Annotated in this window: 20 protein-coding genes; 10 read left to right on the top strand and 10 right to left on the bottom strand. The window is 72.7% G+C overall.

Going from position 1 to position 21,535, the window contains the following annotated elements:
* The first annotated feature begins 438 nt into the window (after positions 1-438).
* The gene (locus OG711_RS35310) at positions 439-1,473 is read left to right on the top strand and encodes an ABC transporter substrate-binding protein (protein ID WP_329562740.1); all 1,035 of its coding nucleotides are present in this window, start codon (positions 439-441) and stop codon (positions 1,471-1,473) included.
* Between the two features lie 193 nt (positions 1,474-1,666).
* Here the strand turns inward: OG711_RS35310 and OG711_RS35315 are convergent, their stop codons facing one another.
* The 4 genes from OG711_RS35315 to OG711_RS35330 all read right to left on the bottom strand — a co-directional run bounded on the left by OG711_RS35315 (position 1,667) and on the right by OG711_RS35330 (position 5,916).
* Positions 1,667-2,527 (bottom strand): ABC transporter ATP-binding protein, encoded by an 861-nt coding sequence (locus OG711_RS35315; RefSeq protein WP_073788901.1) that lies wholly within the window; start codon positions 2,525-2,527, stop codon positions 1,667-1,669.
* A 73-nt stretch (positions 2,528-2,600) separates the two neighbouring features.
* Complete coding sequence (locus OG711_RS35320) at positions 2,601-3,668, bottom strand: FecCD family ABC transporter permease (protein ID WP_329562743.1); 1,068 nt, start codon at positions 3,666-3,668, stop codon at positions 2,601-2,603.
* Positions 3,665-4,777: a FecCD family ABC transporter permease gene (locus OG711_RS35325; protein ID WP_329562745.1), complete on the bottom strand. Its 1,113-nt coding sequence runs from the start codon at positions 4,775-4,777 to the stop codon at positions 3,665-3,667. The genes OG711_RS35320 and OG711_RS35325 overlap by 4 nt, the downstream gene beginning before the upstream one ends.
* A 392-nt stretch (positions 4,778-5,169) precedes the next feature.
* Entirely contained in the window at positions 5,170-5,916 is a 747-nt protein-coding gene (locus OG711_RS35330) for an IclR family transcriptional regulator (RefSeq protein WP_329562747.1), read from the bottom strand.
* A 326-nt stretch (positions 5,917-6,242) separates the two neighbouring features.
* Between OG711_RS35330 and OG711_RS35335 the strand changes: the two genes are divergently transcribed.
* From OG711_RS35335 to OG711_RS35365, 7 genes are all read left to right on the top strand, one after another.
* Positions 6,243-6,350 (top strand): putative leader peptide, encoded by a 108-nt coding sequence (locus tag OG711_RS35335; RefSeq protein WP_323181455.1) that lies wholly within the window; start codon positions 6,243-6,245, stop codon positions 6,348-6,350.
* A 383-nt stretch (positions 6,351-6,733) separates the two neighbouring features.
* Positions 6,734-7,762 carry an ABC transporter substrate-binding protein gene (locus OG711_RS35340; RefSeq protein WP_266511953.1) on the top strand — a complete coding sequence of 343 codons (1,029 nt, stop codon included), beginning with the start codon at positions 6,734-6,736 and terminating at the stop codon, positions 7,760-7,762.
* Positions 7,747-8,778, top strand: coding sequence for an ABC transporter substrate-binding protein (locus OG711_RS35345; RefSeq protein WP_329562751.1), 1,032 nt, complete (start codon positions 7,747-7,749; stop codon positions 8,776-8,778). Before OG711_RS35340 ends, OG711_RS35345 begins: the two co-directional genes overlap by 16 nt.
* Positions 8,775-9,605 carry an ABC transporter permease gene (locus tag OG711_RS35350; RefSeq protein ID WP_073788891.1) on the top strand — a complete coding sequence of 277 codons (831 nt, stop codon included), beginning with the start codon at positions 8,775-8,777 and terminating at the stop codon, positions 9,603-9,605. Before OG711_RS35345 ends, OG711_RS35350 begins: the two co-directional genes overlap by 4 nt.
* On the top strand, positions 9,602-10,480 hold the full coding sequence (locus tag OG711_RS35355; protein WP_329562753.1) for an ABC transporter ATP-binding protein: 879 nt from the start codon (positions 9,602-9,604) through the stop codon (positions 10,478-10,480). Before OG711_RS35350 ends, OG711_RS35355 begins: the two co-directional genes overlap by 4 nt.
* On the top strand, positions 10,477-11,349 hold the full coding sequence (locus OG711_RS35360; protein ID WP_073788889.1) for an ABC transporter substrate-binding protein: 873 nt from the start codon (positions 10,477-10,479) through the stop codon (positions 11,347-11,349). Before OG711_RS35355 ends, OG711_RS35360 begins: the two co-directional genes overlap by 4 nt.
* Entirely contained in the window at positions 11,346-12,416 is a 1,071-nt protein-coding gene (locus tag OG711_RS35365) for an LLM class flavin-dependent oxidoreductase (RefSeq protein WP_266511942.1), read from the top strand. Before OG711_RS35360 ends, OG711_RS35365 begins: the two co-directional genes overlap by 4 nt.
* Before the next feature lie 97 nt (positions 12,417-12,513).
* Here OG711_RS35365 and OG711_RS35370 read toward each other — a convergent pair whose 3' ends face one another.
* From OG711_RS35370 to OG711_RS35390, 5 genes are all read right to left on the bottom strand, one after another.
* Entirely contained in the window at positions 12,514-13,461 is a 948-nt protein-coding gene (locus OG711_RS35370) for a MerR family transcriptional regulator (RefSeq protein ID WP_329562755.1), read from the bottom strand.
* Between the two features lie 125 nt (positions 13,462-13,586).
* Positions 13,587-14,099, bottom strand: a complete 513-nt coding sequence (locus OG711_RS35375; RefSeq protein WP_329562757.1) for an SMI1/KNR4 family protein — start codon at positions 14,097-14,099, stop codon at positions 13,587-13,589.
* 212 nt (positions 14,100-14,311) lie between these two features.
* Positions 14,312-14,986 (bottom strand): formylglycine-generating enzyme family protein, encoded by a 675-nt coding sequence (locus OG711_RS35380; protein ID WP_329562760.1) that lies wholly within the window; start codon positions 14,984-14,986, stop codon positions 14,312-14,314.
* A 67-nt stretch (positions 14,987-15,053) separates the two neighbouring features.
* The gene (locus OG711_RS35385) at positions 15,054-16,544 is read right to left on the bottom strand and encodes a S41 family peptidase (RefSeq protein ID WP_329562762.1); all 1,491 of its coding nucleotides are present in this window, start codon (positions 16,542-16,544) and stop codon (positions 15,054-15,056) included.
* Between the two features lie 266 nt (positions 16,545-16,810).
* A complete protein-coding gene (locus OG711_RS35390; protein WP_073788878.1) occupies positions 16,811-18,286 on the bottom strand; it encodes an MFS transporter in 1,476 nt (491 codons plus the stop codon).
* Between the two features lie 222 nt (positions 18,287-18,508).
* Here OG711_RS35390 and OG711_RS35395 point away from each other — a divergent pair, with 222 nt between their 5' ends.
* Both OG711_RS35395 and OG711_RS35400 read left to right on the top strand, forming a co-directional pair.
* Positions 18,509-19,447, top strand: coding sequence for a hypothetical protein (locus OG711_RS35395; RefSeq protein ID WP_329562765.1), 939 nt, complete (start codon positions 18,509-18,511; stop codon positions 19,445-19,447).
* Positions 19,444-19,773 (top strand): ArsR/SmtB family transcription factor, encoded by a 330-nt coding sequence (locus tag OG711_RS35400; protein ID WP_099283019.1) that lies wholly within the window; start codon positions 19,444-19,446, stop codon positions 19,771-19,773. The genes OG711_RS35395 and OG711_RS35400 overlap by 4 nt, the downstream gene beginning before the upstream one ends.
* Before the next feature lie 450 nt (positions 19,774-20,223).
* Here the strand turns inward: OG711_RS35400 and OG711_RS35405 are convergent, their stop codons facing one another.
* Positions 20,224-21,021 carry a thioesterase II family protein gene (locus OG711_RS35405; RefSeq protein WP_329562768.1) on the bottom strand — a complete coding sequence of 266 codons (798 nt, stop codon included), beginning with the start codon at positions 21,019-21,021 and terminating at the stop codon, positions 20,224-20,226.
* Positions 21,022-21,535: the final 514 nt, after the last annotated feature.

Genomic DNA, 21,535 nt, shown 5'->3' on the forward strand with positions numbered 1-21,535 from the left:
CGGTCGTCCTGGTCCCCGCGCTCCCACCGGCCCTCTCGGGCCCCGGCTCACCCGGTCACGCGGGGCCCGGGAGCCGTCAGGGCCGGTGCGGGTCACCGGCCGGCCCGCCCGCACCTTCCGCCGATGGGTCCTCGACCATGCCCAGGACTTCCGCTGAGCGGCTTGCGCCACGGGACGCCCGAACCGGCTTGCCCAGGACCGTCTCCACGTCCGCCGACGGGCCAACTCCGCCCGCCGACCGGCGGATTGCCTTTGCCAAGGTAAGCCTTGCCTGACTAAGGTGCGATCCCTGTGGGCCCGCACGTACCGGCGGGGGCCCGGCCGCACGGTCGTCCGTTCGGCGGACCGCGGTCCCTGCCCGGTACGCGCACAGCGGTACGGGCCGCTGCCGGGCGCCGCGCCGTCCGGTCACTCCACCACCGACGGACGGGGCACATCATGACCACCACGATCGACCGCGAACGGCCGCCGCACCGGATACCGTTGCGCCGCCGTCGGCTGCTCTCCGCGGGTGCCGCGCTCGGCTCGTCCCTCGTCCTCGCCGGATGCGGCGACGACGAGCCCGCCCCGGCCGGGCCGTCCCGCTCCGGCGGCGGCGCGTTCCCCCTCACCGTCGAGGACAAGTTCGGCGAGGTACGGATCACCGAGCGGCCCGAGCGGGTGCTCTCCCTCGGGCGCACCGACCACGACGTGCTCCTCGCGCTCGGTGTCGTCCCGGTCGGCCTGTGGCAGTTCATCCCCACGATGAAGCGCGGCGTGGGCAGCTGGGCGGAGCCCTCGCTCGGCGGCCGGACCCCGTCCTTCCTCAAGCCGCCCTTCGACTTCGAGCAGGTGGCCTCCCTCGACCCCGATCTGATCGTCAACGTCCAGTCGGGCGGCGACGAGACGGAGTACCGCACCCTCACCGACATCGCCCCCACCGTGGGCCTGCCCGGCGGCGCCGCGGCGAACAGCGTCCCGTGGCGTGAGTCCACCAGGCTCATCGCCCGCGCGGTGGGACGCGAGGCGAAGGGCGACGAACTGGTGGCGGGCACCGAGTCGCTGCTCAAGGCCGCCGCCGACCGCAACCCCGGCTTCGCCGGGAAGACCGTCTCCATCCTCCTCGCCTTCGGCGGCAAGGCCGGCGTCTACACCACGGGCGACACCCGGATGCAGATCGTCACCGCACTGGGCCTGAAGCCGTCCCCTTACGTGACGGAGCTGGGCGACGACAAGTACTTCGTCGAACTGTCCGCAGAGAACACCGGCGACGCGGACGCCGACGTGGTGATCCTGCTCAGCCAGCAGCAACTCCCGCTGGCGGCGACCCTGAAGCAGTACCCGCAGGTCGCCGAGATGAAGGCGGCCCGCGAAGGGCGGCTGGTCTTCCCCGCCGACCCGTCCGTCGGCCTGGCCCTCTCCAGCGCCTCCGTCCTCAGCATCCCGTACGCGGTGAAGGGGCTGGAGCCGCTGCTGCGCGAGGCGCTGGGCTAGGGGCGGTCCGGGCCCCCCTTGGACGCGGGGCTCCTCGCGGTCCCTGGGGTCGTCACCGTGGGCGTACTCGTTCGTGCGGGGACGCACCGGGTGCGCGGTCACCCGCGCCCCTGGGTGGCCTCGGGCGGGCGTTCTCCCGTGGGTTTCCGCGCCGCCCCCGTGCCTGCGGGGCGGCGCTTTCGGGACGCGGGGCTCAGTCGCCCCGGCGTACCGGCTTGGCGTGGAGCGTTCGCGCGGTGATACGGCGCGGGTCGTCGGGGCGGGCCGCGGGGACCACCAGCGGGGTGCCGACCTCCGGGTCGGGGATGATCCGGCAGTCGAGTCCGAAGACGTCCCGTACCAGTTCCGGGGTGACGATCTCCATCGGATCGCCCTGGGCCTCGATCCGGCCGTCCTTCATCACGATCAGATGCGTGGCGTACCGGAACGCCTGGTTGAGGTCGTGCAGCACGAGGACCAGGGTGTGCCCCCGCCGGTGGTGCAGGTCCCAGCAGAGGTCGAGGACCTCCACCTGGTGCGCCAGGTCGAGGAACGTGGTCGGCTCGTCGAGCAGCAGGATGCCGGTCTGCTGGGCGAGCACCATCGCGAGCCAGACCCGCTGGCGCTGTCCGCCGGAGAGCTCCTCGACGAACCGGTCGGCCAGGTCCAGGACATGGGTCATCTCCATCGCCTCGACCACCGCCTCCTCGTCGGCGGGTGACCACTGCCGCAGCAGCCGCTGATGCGGGAACCGGCCCCGGGCGACCAGATCGCCGACGGTGATGCCCCCGGGCGCCGTGGACGTCTGGGGCAGCAGCCCGAGCAGCCGCGCGGCCTCCTTCGTCGAGTACGAGCCGATCGGCGCGGAATCCAGCAGGACCGTTCCGGCCCGTGGCTTGATCATCCGGGACAGGGCCTTCAGCAGTGTGGACTTGCCGCATCCGTTGGGGCCCACGATCACCGTGAAGGAGCCGTCGGGCACGGCGATGTCCAGTGCGTCGGTCACCACCCGCTCGTCGTAGGCGAGGGTGAGCCCCTCGCCGCGCAGCCGGACACCGCGCGCGGAGTCGCTCATGTCGTTCCCTCTCCGTGGTTCCCCGGCGCAGCCGGACCTGGCGCCCGGTCCGGTCCTGGTCGAGCGGCGCGTGTCATCGGCGCCGCCATTCCCGGCCCAGCAGCCAGGCCAGGTACAGCCCGCCCAGGGCCGCGGTGCCGATACCCACCGGGAGCTGCGTCGGGGCCAGCGCCCGCTGGGTGGCCAGATCGGCGGCGGTCAGCAGCAGCGCGCCCATCAGCGCGGCGGGCACCAGTCCGGCCCCCGGCGACCCGGTCAGCCTGCGGGCGAGCTGCGGGGCGGCGAGCGCCACGAAGGCGATCGGCCCGGCGGCGGCGGTCGCGACCGCCGTCAGCGCGACACTGGTCACCAGCAGCGCCAGCCGGGTCGGTTCGGCGGGCACCCCACGCGCCCGCGCGGTGTCGTCCCCCATCTCCAGCAGGGACATCCGGCGGCCGAGGGACAGCGCGACGGGCACCAGCAGCAGCAACGCCAGCGCCAGCGGCACCACATGGTCCCAGCGGCGGCCGTTCAGACTGCCGGTCAGCCAGAGCTGCGCGGTCTGCGCGTCGTTGAGGGTGGCGCGGGTCAGCAGATACGAGTTGAACGCGGCCAGCATCGCGGTGGTGCCGATCCCGGTCAGGATGAGCCGGAAGCCCTGCACACCCCGGCGGAACGCCAGCCCGTAGACCAGCCCCGCGGTCAGCAGCCCGCCGACGACCGAGCCCGCGGCGACACCGTGCAGACCACCGCCGAGCAGCAGGATCACCACCAGGGCGCCCGTCGCCGACCCGGTCGTGAAGCCGACCACGTCGGGGCTGCCCAGCGGGTTGCGCGAGATGCTCTGGAACATCGCCCCGCCGAGCCCCAGCGCCGTCCCCACCATCATGGCCACCAGCAGCCGGGGCAGCCGCAGTTCGTTGACGATGAACCCGAGGCCCGCGGGGCCGCCGCCGAACAGGGTCGCGACCACGTCGCGGGACGACGCCGAGTAGCTGCCGGTGGTCAGACAGAACAGCCCGAGCACGCAGGTCACCAGCGCCAGCAGCGTCCCGACGGCCAGCGAACGCGCGTGCAGCCGCAGGGACAGCGACCCCGAACGGGTCCGCAGCACCCTCCCCGTCACCGGCCGGACACCGGACCGGCCCCGTACGGCGCTCACAGGGCCGCGATCCGGCGCCGGCGGCTGAGCGCGATGAACAGCGGCGCGCCCAGGAACGCGGTGACGATACCCGTCTCCAGCTCACCCGGTGCGGCGAGGAACCTGCCGACGACATCGGCACCGAGGAGCAGCACGGGCGCGAGCAGCAGGGAGTAGGCCATCACCCAGCGCTGGTCGGGGCCGGTCACCATCCGTACGAGATGGGGGACCGCCAGCCCGATGAACGCGATCGGCCCGGCCGCCGCGGTGGCGCCCCCGCACAGGAGGGCGACCGCCACCGCGCCCGCCAGCCGGGTCCGTTCGGTGTGCGCGCCGAGCGCGCGGCCGGTCTCCTCGCCGAGCGCCAGCGCGTTGAGCGGACGGGCCAGGCACAGCGCGGTCACCACACCGGCGAGGATCAGCGGGCCCACCTGCCGCACCACTTCCATGTCCCGTCCGGCGAGCGATCCCACCGCCCAGAACCGGAACGCGTCGAAGGCGCGGATGTCGTGGAGGACCACGGCGGAGACGAACGCGATCAGTGTGGCGTTGATCGCCGCTCCGGCGAGGACCATCCGGTCCGGGCCGGCCGAGCGGCCCGACGAGCCGAGCAGGTACACCACCGCGTACGCGAGGGCCGCCCCCAGGAAGGCGAACCAGACGTAGCCGAGGGGCGAGCCGACGCCGAGGAACGCGATCGCGACGACCACGGCGGCCGATGCCCCGTTGTTCACCCCGAGCAGGCCCGGATCGGCCAGCGGATTGCGGGTCAGTCCCTGCATCAGCGCTCCGGCGAGCCCCAGCGCGGCACCGGCCAGCAGCCCGATCACGGTACGCGGCACCCGCAACCGGCGTACGACGAACGCCTCCTCGCCGCCACGGCCCTGGGTGAGAACCTCCCACACGGTGGCGAGCGGGATGCTCCGCGCACCGACCGCGAGGCTGAGGGCACACACCAGGGCGAGGGCCAGCGCCGCGAGGACGAGCCCGTACCAGCGGACCGCCGCGGCCCGGCGGCGAACGGCCGTCCGCGCCGGAACGGTGGCCTCACCGGCGGCCCGTGGCGTGGTCCGTGGCCCGCCGCTCGGTATGCCGCCGCCGTCGGACGCGGCTTCCTTCCGTACGTTCACACCCGGACCCGCGCCGCGTGTCCGCGGCGGCATCGCGCTCGCGCCATCCCGCCCCCTCCGTCGGATCTGCCCCGGTCGGAGGCAACTCAGGTGAGCCTAACCAGCGTTGCGCCGTCCGTTCAACTTCTCGGCGAGACGCTCGGCGATCATCGTGGCGTCCCGCTCCCGGCGACGGCGAGGACAGGTGGCCGGGAGCGGGACGCGTCGTCGTCGTTCGCGGCCGTGTCCGGCAACGCGCGCGGGTCGGCCGCGGCGTCCCACGGCACCTGCCAGGAAGCCCGTCGACGCACGATCCTGAGTGCCCCCGTCCTCCAGTCGGAAGGTGCCCCCATGGCCCTTCCGTACGATCCCCACCCTGGTGTCATGCGCGGGTCGTAGAGGAATCGGGCCGGTCACGGACCGATCGTGGTGCGGCGTTCGGCCGGGGGCAGCAGCAGTACCTCCAGCGCGGCGGCACAGGCCCGGGCCTGGTCGGTGAACCAGGCCAGCCGGTCGTCGGTGAGCACGGCCGGGGTCGCGCGCAACGCCAGCGCGAACCGGGCGCGTTCGGTGTGGTCGAACACCGGGACGGCGAGGGTGCGGACACCGGTCGCGGACTCGCCGTCGTTGACGGCGTGGCCCCGCTCGCGCACCCGGTCGAGTTCGGCGCGCAGCGCGTCCGCGTCGACGATGGTGCGGTCCGTGAAGGCGGCCAGCCCGGGGAGCACGCCGACGGGGTCCGGATCGTCGCCCGGCCAGGCGAGCAGGACCTTGCCGAGCGCGGTGGAGTGCAGCGGTCTGCGCAGTCCGGCACCGGTGTCGTGGCGTACCGAACCGCCGACGAGGATCAGCGCGTGGACGCCGTCCCGCAGGGCCAGGTCGGCGGTGGCCCCGGTACGTGTCGCGAGGTCGGCGAGTTCGGGCGCGGTGAGATGCAGCCCGCGCTGGTGGTACGAGAGCTGACCGAGTTCGGTGACGGCCGGGCCCAGCCGGTAGCGGGCGGTGTGCGCGTCCTGTTCGAGGAACCCGGCCGCGACAAGGGTCCGGGCCAGCCGGTGGGCGGTCGAGACGGACAGTGAGGTGCGGCGTGCGATGTCCGAGGCGCTCAACGGGGAGCCGCTGTCGCGGAAACAGTGCAGCACGCCGAGCGCCCGGCTCACGGCCTGCGATCCCGAGGGGGCGGCGGGTACGGCCGGACGGCCGGTCGCCGACGGCGGTGCGGCCCCGGGGCCTCGCGCCGGGCGTGGGGGAGTCGAGGCGTCATCGGAAGAGCTTCCCATGATGTGGCAGCTTCCCCCGGGGGTGTGTGCCCGGTCAACTCGCCTTGCCCTGCTACTTGATGGAGATGCGGGGGAGCGGTGGGGCTTCGCATCGGCCCGTTCATGGACCAGGTGTCCCACGATGTGGGAAGCGACTTGTCCGTGGGGCAAGCGCCGTGGCAGAGTCGGCGCACCGACCCCGCCGACCTGTCGAGAGGAGCGCCGCCGTGACCGTCCGCCGGACCTTCACCGCCCTGGTGCCCTCGGTGACGCCTGCTCTCAGCAGCCGCCGCCACATAGACCTGGTCCGGGTCGCCAGCTCCGGCTGTCGCTGACCCGGACACCGGCCCCGCGCCGCACCCGCCCCGCCCCGCCCGCTCCACCGTGTGAAGTCCCTCGCGCGGGGGCTCGCGTACGGCCGGGCCACGTCCCACTGACACGTGCCGCTCCGGCACGCCCTGTCGGGACCTGAGCGGCACCCGACCGGCGTCCTGCCTGCTCCGACCGGCCCCCTGTCGGCACCCGCCATGTCCCGGTCGGCGCCGGACCCGTGCACCCACCGCCCCGCACCGGTCGTCCCGCACCCCACCGCGTCCGCCGGACCTCCCGCACCACCTTCCGTACGCCCCGGCGCGCTTCGGCGTACGCCCGTCCACCGTCCTGTGCCGCGCTGTTCCGTGCCGCGGTCACCATCCGCACCCCTGGCCAAGAAGGGCCCATGACGCGATCCACGCCGCCCGCCACCCTGTGGTTCACCCGATGCCCCGTGCCCACCGCGACCGGCATCGCCGCCGATCTCGGCTGGCTGGCCGACGAGTTCACCCCCGACGGGATCTCCGTCCGCTCCCTCCAGGACGCGCCCGCCGCCACCGCCCGCGACCACCACTACACCCACGCGCTCGAAGGACTCTTCCGCGAGGGTGGCAACGTCCCGGCCCTGTGGGCCCGTTCACGTGGCGAACCCACCCGGCTGATCGGTCTCACCTGGATCGAGGAACGCCAGGTCGTCCTCGTCGCGGCCGACTCCGGCATCCATGAGGCGGCGGACCTCAAGGGCAGCCGGCTCGCCGTCCCCCGGCATCCGCTGCCCATCGACTTCTGGCGGGCCATGGCCCTGCGCGGCTTCGAGGGCGCGCTGTCCACCGCCGGGCTCACCCTCGCGGACACCGTCCCCGTCGACGTACCCGCCGACGCCCACGCCGCACAGTGGTCCGCCGAACTCGCCGCCCTGCGCGCCGGGACCGTCGACGCCGTCTACGCGAAGGGCGCCACCGCCGTCGAGGCCGCCGCCCGGTACGGCGCGCGGATCGCCGTCGAACTCGACGACCACCCCGACCGGCGCACCAGGGTCAACAACGGCACCCCCCGCCCGATCACCGTCCGCGAGAGCCTGCTGGACGAGCGGCCGGACCTGGTCGCCCGCTACCTCGCCGTCCTCGTCCGGGCCGCCGACTGGGCGGCCGGCCACCCGGACGACCTCGCCCGGGTACTGAGCCGGGAGACCGGCGCGGGCGCCACCGGCGTCGCCGGTGCCTACCGGGCCCGCGGCCATCGCGATCTGCGCATCGACCTCTCCGACGAACGCCTCGACCTGCTCGCCCGGCAGGAACACGCCCTGCGCGGCCACGGCTTCCTCGCCGCACCCGTCGACGTACGGGACTGGGCCGCCCCCGAACCGCTCCGCGGCGCGACCGACCGGGTCCGCCGCCCCGCCACCACCGAGGACCATCCATGGCTCACCAGCTGACCGCCCCGACGACCCTGACCCGCCGGGCCGTGCGCACGGCCGCCGCCCTCGCCGTCACCGCCGCCCTGTTCGCCGTCACCGCCTGCGGCGGGGCCGCGGAGGGCAGCGCGGGGGACAAGGGCACCGTCGTCGTCCGCATCCCCGACCCGAAGAACTCGGGTGTCCTCGCCCTCGGGAAGAAGGACGGCAGCCTCGCGAAGGCCCTCGACGCCGCCGGTGCCCGTGTCGAATGGACCGGCAGCAGCGGGCCGTTCGCCCCCGCCGCTCAGGCGCTCAACGCCGGACAGCTGGACATCGCCACCGGGTCGATCACCTCCGGGGTCACCGCCCTCACCCAGAAGCCCGGGTTCAAACTCTTCAGCGCCATCGAACCGGACGGCGCGGGGGAGGGCATCCTGGTCCGCGAGGACTCCGGGATCAGCACCGTCAAGGAGCTCGCCGGACGCAAGGTCGCCGTCAACCAGGGCGGCACCGGCGAGTACCTGCTCCTCAAGGCGCTCGCCCGGCACGGCGTACCGGCAGATGACGTGGAACGCGTCTATCTGCGCCCCGACCAGACGGCCTCCGTCTACAAGACCGGCCAGGTGGACGCCTGGGCCTCCTGGGCCGCCTACTCCGTCGCGGAACTCGGCAGCGGCGACTCCCGCTTCGTCGCCGACGGGGCCGCCGTCGGCTCCGACAACTACAGCTTCCACGCCGTGCGCACCGGCTTCGCCGAGCGGCATCCGAAGGTCGTCAAGGCCCTGTACGACTACCTCCGCACCGGCAGCGCCGCCCAGCGGGCCGACCCGGAGAAGTACGTCAACGTCTTCACCGACCGCGGTCCGACCGCCGTCACCGGCGCCGCCAGGGAACTCCAGCTCCGTATCCTGCGCGAGGGCGGCACCGTCGAACCGATCACCGCCGACGACATCGCGCGCTTCGAGTCCGTCGCCCGTTTCTACCTCGACCAGAAGGTCCTCACGAAGCCCGTCGACATCAAGCCCCACATCCTCGACATCGAGGCCCTGGGATGAGTACCGCGACCCGGCCGCCCGGGAACCTCGTCACCCCCCGCCCCTACCTGCCCCGCGACCGGCCCCGGGCCGTCTCCCTCACCGTGCGCGCCCTCGGCCCGCTGCTGCTGATCGGTGCCTGGTGGACCGCCTCCGCCACCGGACTGCTCACCCCCGACATCCTCGCCGGACCCCCCGCCGTCGTCCGCGCGGTGGGGGAGCTGTGGGGCAACGGCGAACTGCCCGACGCCCTCGCCGCCTCACTCACCCGCTCCGGGACCGGACTGCTGCTGGGACTCGTCGCGGGCGTCGTCCTCGGGGTCACCACCGGCTTCAGCCGGTCCGGCGACGAACTCCTCGACTCCTCCCTCCAGGCGATGCGCACCATCCCCTTCCTCGCCCTCGTCCCGCTGTTCATGGTCTGGTTCGGGATCACCGAGACCGCCAAGATCCTGCTGATCGCCTTCGCGACGACGTTCCCCATGTACGTCAGCACCGCGGGCGGCGTACGCGGCACCGACCGCAAGCTCCTGGAGGCGATGCGTTCCTTCGGGATGGGACGGCTCGCCCTCGTCCGTGAGGTCGTCCTGCCCAGCGCGCTGCCCTCACTGCTGTCGGGACTGCGGCTGTCCATGACCCTCAGCGTGATCGCGCTGGTCGCCGCCGAGGAGATCAACGCCACCGCGGGCATCGGCTATCTGATGTCGCAGGCCCAGGCGTACGCCCGCACCGACGTCCTCGCGGTCTGCATCCTCGTCTACGCCCTGCTCGGACTCACCGCCGACGGCATCGTCCGGCTGCTGGAGCGGCTGCTGATGCCCTGGCGCACCCTGGGGGCGGTCCGATGAACGACACCGCCGTCCATGTACGGGGCCTGCGCCGGGTGTTCGCCGGACGCGCTGTCCTCGACGGACTCGATCTGACCATCGCCCGCGGGGAGTTCGTCGCCCTGCTCGGCGCCAGCGGCAGCGGCAAGACCACCCTGCTGCGCATCCTCGGCGCACTCGACCGCACCGACGGCGGCACGGTCCTGGTGCCCGGGGTCCGCACCATCGTCTTCCAGGAACCCCGGCTCGTCCCCTCCAAGAAGGTCCTCGCCAACACCGTCGTCGCCATGCCGCGCGGCGCCGCGACCCGCGAGACCGGACTGCGGGCCCTGCGCGAGGTGGGCCTCGCCGCGCACGCCGACGCCTGGCCCGGCACCCTGTCCGGCGGCGAGGCCCAGCGGGTCGCCCTCGCCCGGGCACTGGTACGCCGCCCCGAACTCCTGCTGCTCGACGAACCGTTCGCCGCGCTCGACGCGCTGACCCGGTTGAAGATGCAGGACCTCGTGGGGGAGCTCTGCCGCCGCCACCGGCCCGCCGTACTGCTGGTCACCCATGACGTCGACGAGGCCGTCCGCCTCGCCGACCGGGTCGCGGTGCTGCGCGACGGACATCTCGTCACCGACGAGACGGTCGGCATCGCCCACCCCCGCGACCCCGCGCACCCCGCCTTCGCGGCCCTGCGCCGACGACTCCTCGGCGACCTCGGAGTCCACCAGCAACCCGAGCGGCACGTCCTGACACACGCCGAGCCCGACACCGAGCACGAGCCGGACGCCGAGCGGGGCGCCGGACCCGACGTCCGCGCGAAGCCGCCGTCACCACCGCACGCTCATGAACCCGACCGTGAAGCCCGCGTACCCGAAGCCCACGAACCCACCGGAGCGACCCTGTCATGACCGTCACCATCGGCGTCCACGCCAACAACCCGACCCTGACCTACCTCTCCCGGCTCGACCACGCGCAGCGGGCCCTCGAACCCCTCGGCGAGACCGTCGCCTTCCACCACTACACCAACGGCGTCACCACCGGCACCCTGCTCAGCGAGGGGGTGTTCGACTTCGGCGGCACCGGCTCCACCCCACCCCTCAGCGCCCAGGCCGACGGGCACGACATCGTCTACACCGCCGTCTCCGCGCCCCGCCCCGACCACGGCGCGCTGCTCGTCGCCGCGGACGGACCGGTCCACGACATCACGGGACTCAAGGGCGGCACCGTCCACCTCGGCATCGGCTCCTGGCAGACCCATCTGCTCGCCAAGGCACTCCACACGGCCGGACTCTCCTACGCCACCGACCTCACCCCCGCCCCCGCCGGGCCGGACAGCGCACGGCTCCTCGCCGACGGCACCATCACCGGCTGGATCACCCAGGGCGCCGACCTCGCCGCCGCCCTGCGCACCGGATCGGCCCGGGTCCTGCTGCGCTCCGGCGACGTCATCACGGACCGCTCCGTGTTCTTCGCCCGCCGCGATTTCGCCGAGCGGCGCCCCGAGGTCGTCGCCGCCCTGGTCACCGCCCTCCAGCAGGCCGACGACTGGGCCGCCGCGCACCCCCGCGAGGCCGCCCTGATCGCCGCCGACGGCCTCGGTGGCGACACCGGTGACTGGGAGACCGCCCTGCGTGCCCTGCCCTGGCACATCGAACCCGTCACCGAGGTGTTCCTCGCCGAGCAGCAGGAGGCCGCCGACATCCTGCACGGCGCGGGCTTCCTGCCCCGCCCGGTCACCACCGCGCACGCCGTGGCGCGTACGGCGGCCGGCCGATGACCTCCGAGTTCCTCTGGTACGTCATCCCCCGCGAAGGGCCCTACCCGTGGGAACCCGAGGGCCGCCGCCCCGTGGACCTGCGCTATCTCCAGCAGCTCGCGGGGACGGTGGAGCGGCTCGGGTACAGCGGCGCGCTGCTGGCCACCGACCTGCACGACGTCTGGCCGCTGGGCAGCGCGCTCGCCGCGTCCACCGGCCCCGGCTTCAAGCCGCTGCTGGCCGTCCACCCCGGACTGATCGCCCCCACCCTGCTGGCCAAGATGGCGCTCACGTTCGACAACCTCTTCGGCGGACGGCTGCGGTTCAACGTCGTCAACGGCTCCACCGCGTCCCTGCGGGAGTACGGCCTCCATGTCGAGCACGACGAGCGCTACGCGCTGAGCGCCGAGTACTGGTCGATCGTGAAACGGCTGACCGCGGGCGAGGTGTTCGACCACCGGGGCCGCTACTACGACCTGCGGGACGCGGGCGCGTCGCTGCGTGAACTCACCCCCGTCCAGGAACCGCACATCCCGCTGTGGTTCGGCGGCTCGTCCCCGGCCGGTGTCGAGATGGCGGCCGAGCACGTGGACGTCTATCTGACCTGGGCCGAGCCGCCGCATCTGCTGAAGGAGAAGCTGGACCGGGTGCGCGAGAGGGCCGCCGCCCACGGGCGCGTCCTGCGGATCGGACTGCGTGTCCATCTGATCGTCCGGGACACCGAGGACGAGGCATGGGCGGCCGCCGACCGCCTCCTTGAGGTCACCAGCGAGGCCACCTACGCCCGGCAGCTCGGGGTGAAGGCGACCGAGGACGGCGTGGGCTGGCAGCGCCAGTTCCGGCACGGCGGCCGGGTCCCGGCCCGCGCCCGTGACCTGGAGGAGCATCGCAACATCTGGCCGGGCATGAGCCTGTTCCGGCCGGGCCCCGGTACCGCGGTCGTCGGCTCCACCGCACAGGTCGTGGAACGGCTCGCGGAGTACGGGTCGCTCGGCGTCGATACGTTCATCCTGTCGGGCAACCCCCTGCTGGAGGAGGCGTACCGAGTGGCGGAAACGGTGCTCCCCGCGCTCGGCGCACGACGCTAGCCGGGTCCTGTACGGCGGATCGTCCTTACGCCGGCACCGTCCCATCGATCCGGCTCCGGCGCGGCTGTGGACACGGAGATGGCTCCGGCTCCGATGATCAGCTGTGCGGAGCCGGAGATACCGACAGGCCCGCGGCCTTGCTCCAGGCAGCGGGTGGGTCCTGGGCGGACAGTTCTTCGGCCAGTTCCATGCAGCGCACCCGGGCCGGGGAGAGGTCGTAGGGCATCTTGCCGACGGCTTCGAACGCGCTCATGGAACCGGCCTCCCGCCTGCCGGAGCCGAGATCGGCCTCGTCCTCGCCGTCCTCGGGGTGCAACACGTCCCAGGCGTCGAAAAGGGCATCGTCGTCCTCACCCAGGCCGGACTCCTCGATGACGGCGTGGAGGGCGCTTTCGAAGGCGTGCCGCTCGACGGCCACCTGGGCCACCCGTGGATCATCGACGGCGACGCTGTCGTCCAGTGCCTCCTCGGCGGCATCGACGCGGTCGGAATGCTCCCGCAGAGCGGGATGCGTGGCCAGGGCGATGAAGCGGCCGGCCTGGACGGCCGCACCGAGCGGACCGAAGATCCGCTCGGTGACCAGCAGAATGTCCAGGTCCGCCTGACGCAGGGAGCCCTCGGGCAGGTGCTTGAGCCGTTCGGTGACGAAGTCGGAGAGCAGACCCATCCGGCTGCCTTCGGTGCGCATCCGCTGCACGGCGGTCCGCTGCCGCCGCAATTTCGCCTCCTGCTCGGCGAGGGTTTCCTCCAACCGCTCCAGGGTTCCCGCGAAATCTTCTCCGCTGTCCGCACCGGCGGAATCCGTACCGCCGGTAAAGGCGTCACGGATATCGTCCAGGGCGATCCCGGCGTCGGCCATCTTGCGAATCCACAGCAGGCGGATCATGTCCTCGTACTCGTAGCGGCGACGGTCGTCGCCACCCCGCGCGGGTTCGGGGAGCAGGCCGATCTCGTGGTAATGGCGAATCGCCCGTGGCGTGCTGCCGACGAAGGCCGCCGCGTCACCGATCTTGACCTGGCGGGGTGGCATGAAGGACGAACGCATGAGCAGGGACCTCTCCTCAAGGGGTCGGGACGCAGGTCCACCGGACCACATGCCGCTACGGAAGGTGCAACCCAAGCACCTCGCTCCGCGCCGATATCATGATATGTGCCCCTCCGGTACAGCTTTCAGGTCAGAGGCTCATAGAACAGGCGGGCCGGAGGGGAGGCGCCCACCATGACGTCCTCGCCTTTGAGGAAGGCCAGCAGCCAGTCGCTGAACGTCATTTCGTAGAGCTCGAACTCGAAGGAATCCATTTCCTGTATGCCTACGACCCAAGGTGCTGACGGACCGGGCGGTACACGTAGGAAGACGCTCTCCGCTGTTGCTCCCGTGGCGATCGGCAGCAGCTCTCCTGGGCGGGTTCCGGCCTTGCCGGGAAGGATCTTCGTCACATCGTCCTCAAGCCAGAACTCGATCTCCTCCTTGATGCTTCTGCCCAGGTTCCTGGACGGATGGCCAGGGTGGTCCAGGTACAGCCTGTCGCTGATCAGCACGGGGCCGTAGGCGTCGGTGATGGCCCGGAAGTCGGCGGGGAAGGTGATTCCGAGTTCCTGTTCCAGCAGGTTCCAGGGCTCGGGATCGGACCAAAGGAAGCGGGGTTCTCCCAGTAGTGCCTTGATCTCCTCAAATGTCGCCATTCCCTCTCCCCTTACGCTTGCGTGTACGTGTGCGAGAACGCATGAACGGGCTCTGCCGAGGGGGTGCCGACAAGAACGCCCCGCGGCCCGACCCGGCACGTCCGCCGAAGGGTAGGGGCTGCCACTGACACACGAGGCCGACGGACTCCAGGCGCCGGACGGCCGCCGCCGGAGCGGGAACGGGGTCCGTACACAGTGGCGTTGCGCGGAGTTCAGCGGGGAGCGGACCGGGCCACGCGGAACCCCACGTCGTCGATCCGGAACGTCGGATGGCTGCGGCGCCGTACCGAGGCCCGGCAGCTCCAGCGCTCGTCGAACCAGCCGCCGCCGCGCAGCACACGGTACGAGCCGTAGACCTCGGCGTCGTACAGGTCCCAGCACCACTCCCACACATTGCCGAGCATGTCGTACAGGCCCCACGCGTTCGGCAGCCGACCGCCCACCTCATGGAGCCGCTCACCGGAGTTGCCGCGGTGCCAGGCGATCTCGTCCAGCGAGCCGTAGCGGGCCCCTGTGGTACCGGCGCGGCAGGCGTGCTCCCACTCGGCCTCGGTCGGCAGCCGGTATCCGTCGGCCGCGGGGTCCGGCTCCACGGCCGTGACGTCGTCGTGCGCCCCGTACACCGGCGTCAGCCCCTCGCCCACGGACAGGGCGTCGCAGAACCGGACCGCGTCCCACCAGGAGACGCCCTCGACAGGCAGCCGGTCGCCCCGGGCGGTTCCCGGCCGGCCGCCGGTGACCTCCGCGTACCACTCCTGGGTCACGGGCGTCGCGGCCAGCCGGAAGGGCGCGAGGTCCACCGGCCAGCTGCGCCGGGTCCGGCGGTCGGACAGGGTCACCCGGCCCCCGGGGACGGTGACCATCCGGGCTTCCACGCGCATGTCCATGCACGGATGATCTCAGCGATCCGCCCCCGCCGGGCCCGTCAGAGCGTCCGGCGGGGGCGGCCGCCGGTCAGGAGCGGGCGTTCAGCAGTGCCTTGGCGCGGTCGAAGGCCGAGTCGCGGCCCGCGGCGAACTCCTTCTCGGTGAACACCGGCGTCCGCACATGCGGGGCGATGCCCGGACCCTCGAAGGACCGGCCGCGCGGGTTGGTGTACCTCTCGTTGGAGAGGCTGAACTTCCAGCCGTTGGGCAGCGTACGGCCCAGCACGTCCGAGAAGATGCCCTGCGTGTTCGCCCCGATCCTGACGGTCGACGGGCGCTCCGACAGTGCCTGGGTGAACGTCTCCCCGGCGCTGACCGTCGAGCCACCGGTCAGCAGCGCGATGGGTCCGGTGTAGCGGGGCACACCCGCGGCGGGCACCACACCGATCGTCTGCCGCCGGGTGAACCGGGTGTCGTCACGCGGATCGTTGCGCGCCTGCTTGGCGTACGCCTGGTACGAACGGTCCGTGAGGCGGGACGCGATCGACAGACCCAGTTGGTCCATGCCACCGGCGTTGACCCGGATGTCCACGATCAGACCCCGCCACGCGCCGGGACCGGAGGTACGGGCCCGGGTGACGATCCGGTCCAGCACCTTGGTCAGCTCGGCGGCGTCCGCCTGGTAGACGGGGGCGTCCGGGGTGTACCAGGTGAAGCGGTTGATCCGCAGGTAGCCGATCCCGCCGGGCAGTTCACCGTAACCGATCGCGCCGTTCGCATGGCTCTCAAGCGGCACCCCGCCGAAGTCCCGGCGCTCGATGAACTCGCGGACCCGCTCGTCGTACTCCAGGCTGGGCGCGACCGTCCCCTCACGCCCCACCCGCGCGGACCGGGTGAGCTCCGGGGTGTCCGCCTCCAGGGCGACATGCCCGTCCTGGAGCGGCGCGGTCATCTCCGCCAGGATGTCGAAGAGTTCGGCGGGCGTCGTCCGGGCGGTGACCTTCGGCCGGTACTTCGCGCGGACCGCGTCCCAGTCCACGCCCCGGGCGGCGAAGAAGGCGTAGTTCTCCTCGAACGTCTGCCAGAAGACGTCGAAGTTCGCCAGCGGCCCGGTCGCGGGGGCCCGCCCGCACAGCTCGGGCAGCGCGGGGACACGGCGCATGTCACGGGTGCCCACCCCGCCGTCGACGGCCAGGGTCGCCCGTTCGGTGCCCCGTTGCCGCACGATGAGGACGGCCTCCGGTGAACCGAACCGGACCTCCCCGCCGGGGCCGGGGGCACCTTGCCGGGTCGCCGTCAGACCGGGCAGGCAGCTGAGGGCCGTGGTGTCCCAGGTGCGCAGCACCCCACCGCTGACCGTGACGAACAGCCCGTAGCCGTCCATCCGCCACACACCGTCGGCCGGCGCGGCGTTCCGCGCCGCCCGGGTGTCCGGTGCGGTGGGCACGGCCGCGGCCGTGCCCAGGGAACCGGCCAGCGCGAGGACGGTGCCCACCGCGGTGAGGACGGCACGCCGGGTGCGGCGCGGGGCGGGGCGGGCGGGTCTGGCGGATTCCCCGGCCCCGGCCCGGGACGTCACTGATCTCACTGTGTTCTCCGATGAATCGTTCTGCTGACAGGGTCCCGTGCACGGTTCCGTCACGGTATCCAGCGGGGCCCTCCGGCCGGGTCAACCGCCAGGGCGACTACGGGGACCGGCTCCCTTAAGGGCTGTCCCGGGCGGCCGACGGGTCGCGGCGGGCGCCCTCCCTGATCGGGATGCCCGATGCCCGGGACGAAATGCCTGGTGGCGGCGGGTGCCCTGGGCCGGACGGCCGTCGGGGACATCGGACACCCGCCCCGGGGTCAGCGCACCGTGACGGCGGGCGGGCTCTCCGGCTCGGTGTCGGCGGGCGGGGCACCCGGCTCCGTACCGGCGGACGCGCTGAGTTGCGGCCGCCGCAGGGTCAGCGCGATGAGCAGACCGCCCGCCATTCCCGCCGCGGTGAGCAGCACGACCAGGAACTCCCCGTCGGCGGTGGCCGCGCGCAGGGCCTCACCGCTCTTGCCGTCCGTACCCCGGTCGGCGAGCGCCGTGAACACCGCGAGTCCGATGGCGTTGCCGATGTTGAGCCCGGTGGAGGCGGCTCCGTTGGCGACACCCTGTTCCTCCGGCGCGGTGCCGGTGGCCGCGGTGATCCACATCGCCGTCCAGACGATGCCCTGGCCGAGGCCGGAGACGATCAGACCGGGCACCAGCAGACCGTATCCGGCGTCCTTGTCGAAGCCGAGGGCGAGGACGGCCGTCCCGACGGCGCCGACGGCGAACCCGGTCACCAGTGTCGTGCGCACCCCCACGCGGCCCACCGCGCGTTCCCCGAGCTGGGTGCCGACGGCGATGGCGACCGAGGGGATCAGGAAGGCGAGTCCGGTCCCCAGCGCGGTGTAGCCGTGCACGGTCTGCATCAGGACGGTGAGGAAGTACGGGAGCACACCGAACGTCGCCATGTACAGGAACGTGATCGCCACCGCGGCGGTGAGGCTCCGGTTGCGGAACAGCCGGAACGGCAGCAGTGGATCGGCACTGCGCGTCTCGACGACCGCGAAGAACACCAGCGCGACCACGGCCAGCCCGGACGCGCCGAGCACCGCCGGGCTGCCCCAGCCCAGTTCGGGGCCCTGGACCAGCGCGAACACCAGCAGGGTGGCACCGGCGGTGACACCGAGCGCCCCCGGCAGGTCGAACGCGCGGCGCTCGCCGCGCTCGGGGTCACGGGGGATCACGAACAGGGTGGCCACCGCGATCACCACGGCGAGGGGGACATTGACATAGAAGACGGCGGGCCAGCCGAACTGCTCGGTGAGCACTCCGCCGAGCAGCGCGCCGATGGTCAGCCCACTGGCGCCCGCGCCGCCCCAGACGGCGAGGGCCCGGTTGCGCGCCGGACCCTCCGTGAAGAGGGTGTTGATCAGCGCGAGTGTCGCGGGCAGCAGCAGCGCGCCGCCGATCCCCTGCACCGCACGGGCCGCGACGATCAACTCCGGGCTCCGCGCGAGACCGCCCGCCAGCGAGGACACGGCGTACAGGGCCAGGGCGACGACGAACACCCGGCGGCGGCCCAGCAGATCCGCCGCCCGCCCACCGAGCAGCAGGAAGCCGCCCGCGAAGACGACGTACGCGCTGACCACCAACTGCTGGGTCTGGCCAGGGAATCCCAGAGCCGAGCCGATCTCGGGGAGCGCGACGAAGACGATGTTCAGATCGAGGGCGTACATCAGCTGGGCCAGGGCCAGTAACGCGAGCGTCCAGCCGGGGCGTGGCCGGGTCGGGTTGGGAGACATACGGGGGTGCTCCTTCAACGGGTGCGTGCCATGGATGACTGTTCGTATATTCACGTACAGTCGTACTGAAGGCAAGCGGCTGCGATGGCCGCTGCATCGAACGATGCAGAGCGATCTCCCCGGTGAGGACGACGCGGCACGTACGACGGAAAGGAAGAGTGGTCGTCCTGGCGCCGCCCGCTCGGCGCCACCCCGAGTCCCGACCCCAGCCCCGAGGGAGACATGACAGCGCGGTGTGAACCAAGGGCCTTCCCTTCACGGAGCAGGTCCCTCGGCCGGGCACTGCTCGGCGGCCTCGTCATGGCGACCTCGCTGGGAGCGGGTACCGCCGTCGGCTCGGTGCTCACCAAGGCGGCGGGCCTCGACGGAGTGCCGGCCCGGCTGGTGTCCGCGGCGCTGGTCAGCGCCATCGCCACCCCACTCGTGCTGCTCGCCGCCCGTCGTGCGCGACTCCCCGCGCGGCTGCTGGGGACCGGGGGACCGCGCGCGATGTTCCGGGCCTTCCTCGCCGGGTCGGGGGTGATGGCCGCCGCGGCGGCACTCGTCATGGGGGCGGCCACCGCGGCGGGGCTGCTGCGCTGGTCGGCTCCCGACCTCGTGACCCTCGCCGGATTCCTCGTCACGAACGGCGTGGTCGCCCTGCTGCTGGAGGCGTGGCCCGAGGAAGTGACCCTGCGCGGCTATACCTGGGCCGCGCTGCGGGAACGGTTCCGCGGGCTGTGCGCGGGCCTCGCGACGACGGTGGTGTTCCTGCTGGTGCCCGGCGCCTCGACGGTTGTTCGCGCCGTGGTCGGCCGGGCCCTGGGTGAGGACGAGGTCCCGCCGCTCGGGCTCGCCCCGCCGGGGCAGTCCACCGCCGACTATCTGATCCTGCTGGCCGTCTTCGGATCGGCCCTCGTGGTGGCGCGCACCGCGGTACCGGGACCAGCGCCGCTGGGGGCGGCGATCGGGGCGCATCTGGTCTTCCTCACCGTGAACCGGGTCGTGTTCGACGGCGAGGCCCGGGGCGCGGGCTGGTCGGCGGAGCTGTCGTCGCCCGACGCCGCGCTGCTCGTCCCGGCGTATCTGCTGGTCGCCGTCGCCGGGTTCCGGCTGTACCGGCGGGTGCGGCCACCGGTGCCCGCGAGACGGTACGACTGTCCGGGTACGCTGGGACCATGACCTACCGCCATCCGGACCGTGAACAGATCAGGATCGAAGGTGTCCTGTCGGCGCTCGGCCACCCTGTGCGGCTCTCGGCGGTGCGGGTGCTCGACGCGGGGGGTGAGCACAACTGCGGCAGCGTGCTGAGGGTTCTCGGCATCACCGCGAAGTCGACGATGACGCATCACTGGCGGGTGCTGCGGGACAGCGGGGTCATCCGGCAGGAGCCTGCCGGACGGGAGAATCTGCTGACGCTGCGGCGGGTGGACCTGGACGCGCGCTATCCCGGGCTGCTGGACGCGGTGCTGGTCGGCGCGGCGACCGACGGAGTCACCACCGGCTGAGCGGCCGACCTCACTTGTTCCTGTACAGGTAGTTCGTGGGTGCGCAGTTCCCCGCGGGTCGCCTTCGCTCGCGCTTTTGAGGTTTCCTGTGCTGGGCGTACTTGTTCCTGTACAGGTCGTCCGGGGGCGCGCAGTTCCCCGCGCCCCTTTGGGGGCGCCTCAGCCTCTTGCTGTTGTTCTTCGCCATTCTCCTCGTGCAGTCGCGCTGCTGCGGGAGGGGGTGGGCGGGAATCTCTGCCCGCAGACTCCGATGCTCTTCAGTAGCTCCGCTGGACGTCGTACCGAGCGTGTCGGATCGAGGACGGAGAATCCCGACCGGCACCGACCCGAAGAACCGGCAGAACGCGCCCCAAAGGGGCGCGGGGAACTGCGCAAACCCACCGAGCGACGGCACAGGGACAAGCGCGTCCCGCCGGACGGACCTGGGAAGCGCAAGCGAAGGCGACCCGCTCAGCCCGGCCGCGCCGCCGACACCCGTAGTCGCCGGGTCACCACGGACGCCACCGCGGGGAGCTGCGCGGCCGGGAAGAAGTGGTCCCCGGGGAGCACCTCGTGGTGGAACGACCCGGCGGTCACGTCCGCCCAGCGGGCCGCCGCCGCCGGTTCGACGGCCAGATCCGCCGTGCCGGTGAGAACGGTGAGGTCCAGCGGCAGTGGCGGGGACACCGGTGTCGGTACATGGGTCTCCGCGAGGCGGTAGTCCGCGCGGACGATCGGCAGGAACAGATCCCTCAGATCCGGCTCCGCGAGCACCTCCGCGTTGACCCCGCCGTGTCGGCGCAGCACCTCAAGGAACTCCTCCTCGGGCAGGAGATGCACCTGCCGGTCCCGGGGATGGTGGGGAGCCTGCCGGGCGGAGGCGAAGAAGTGCACGAGCGTGCGGGCGTGCCCCGGGTCCGCGAGGAGCAGCCGCAGCACCTCGTAGCCGATCGTCGCCCCCATGCTGTGTCCCAGCACGGCCGTCGGCCGGTCCAGCAGCGGGGCGATCGCGTCCGCCGCGCCCCGGGCGAGCTCGTCGAGGCTCCGGGCCGGGGGCTCCTTGATCCGGCGCTCACGGCCCGGGTACTGGACGGCCCACGCCTCGATGTCGGGAGGCAGTGCCTTCGGCCAGTCCCGGAAGAATCCGGCGGAACCGCCCGCGTGCGGGAGGAGGATCAGCCGGGAGGTGGCGTCCGGCCGTGCCTCCAGGGGGCGCAGCCAGGCCGCTTCCGGCCCGGCGTGTGTCCCCTGCCCGTGTACCGCTCCCACACTGCCTCCGCCTCGCCCCGGTGAACGGGGAGTCCGCCCGCGCACCGCTCCGGGCCGTCGGTAAGTCGTACCTTAATCAATTGCGTCAAGCTGTCATCAAAACGTCCCGGCCCTCCCGGGGGTTCCCGGTCAACCGAGCGATGTCGCGAGATCGTTGACATCCCGTCAGTACGAGCGATCATCCGCGACGCTCTGACCTGCCGCGCCGCTCAACCACGGGAAGTCCGGGGCGGGATCTTCCAGACGCGCCCCACCCGGCCGTGAGGCGTGTTCGTACCGACCCCGGCGGCGCCCTCCCGCTTCATGGCTGGTTAGGCGGGCCTTGCCGATTAATGACGACCTGTTGCAAACTAACGCTGCGTCGGCCTCGGGCCATCCCCCGCGCCGGGGTCGGCGCCTTCCCTCCGTCTGCCCAGGGGTCCGCCATGACCGAAGCGCGACACCCGGCCCGCACCACCGGCCGGCCACCTCCCGCACCGTGTCCGGCGGCCCGCCCGCGCCGCCGCCCCCTACC

The organism is Streptomyces uncialis, from assembly GCF_036250755.1.
Lineage (GTDB): Bacteria > Actinomycetota > Actinomycetes > Streptomycetales > Streptomycetaceae > Streptomyces > Streptomyces uncialis.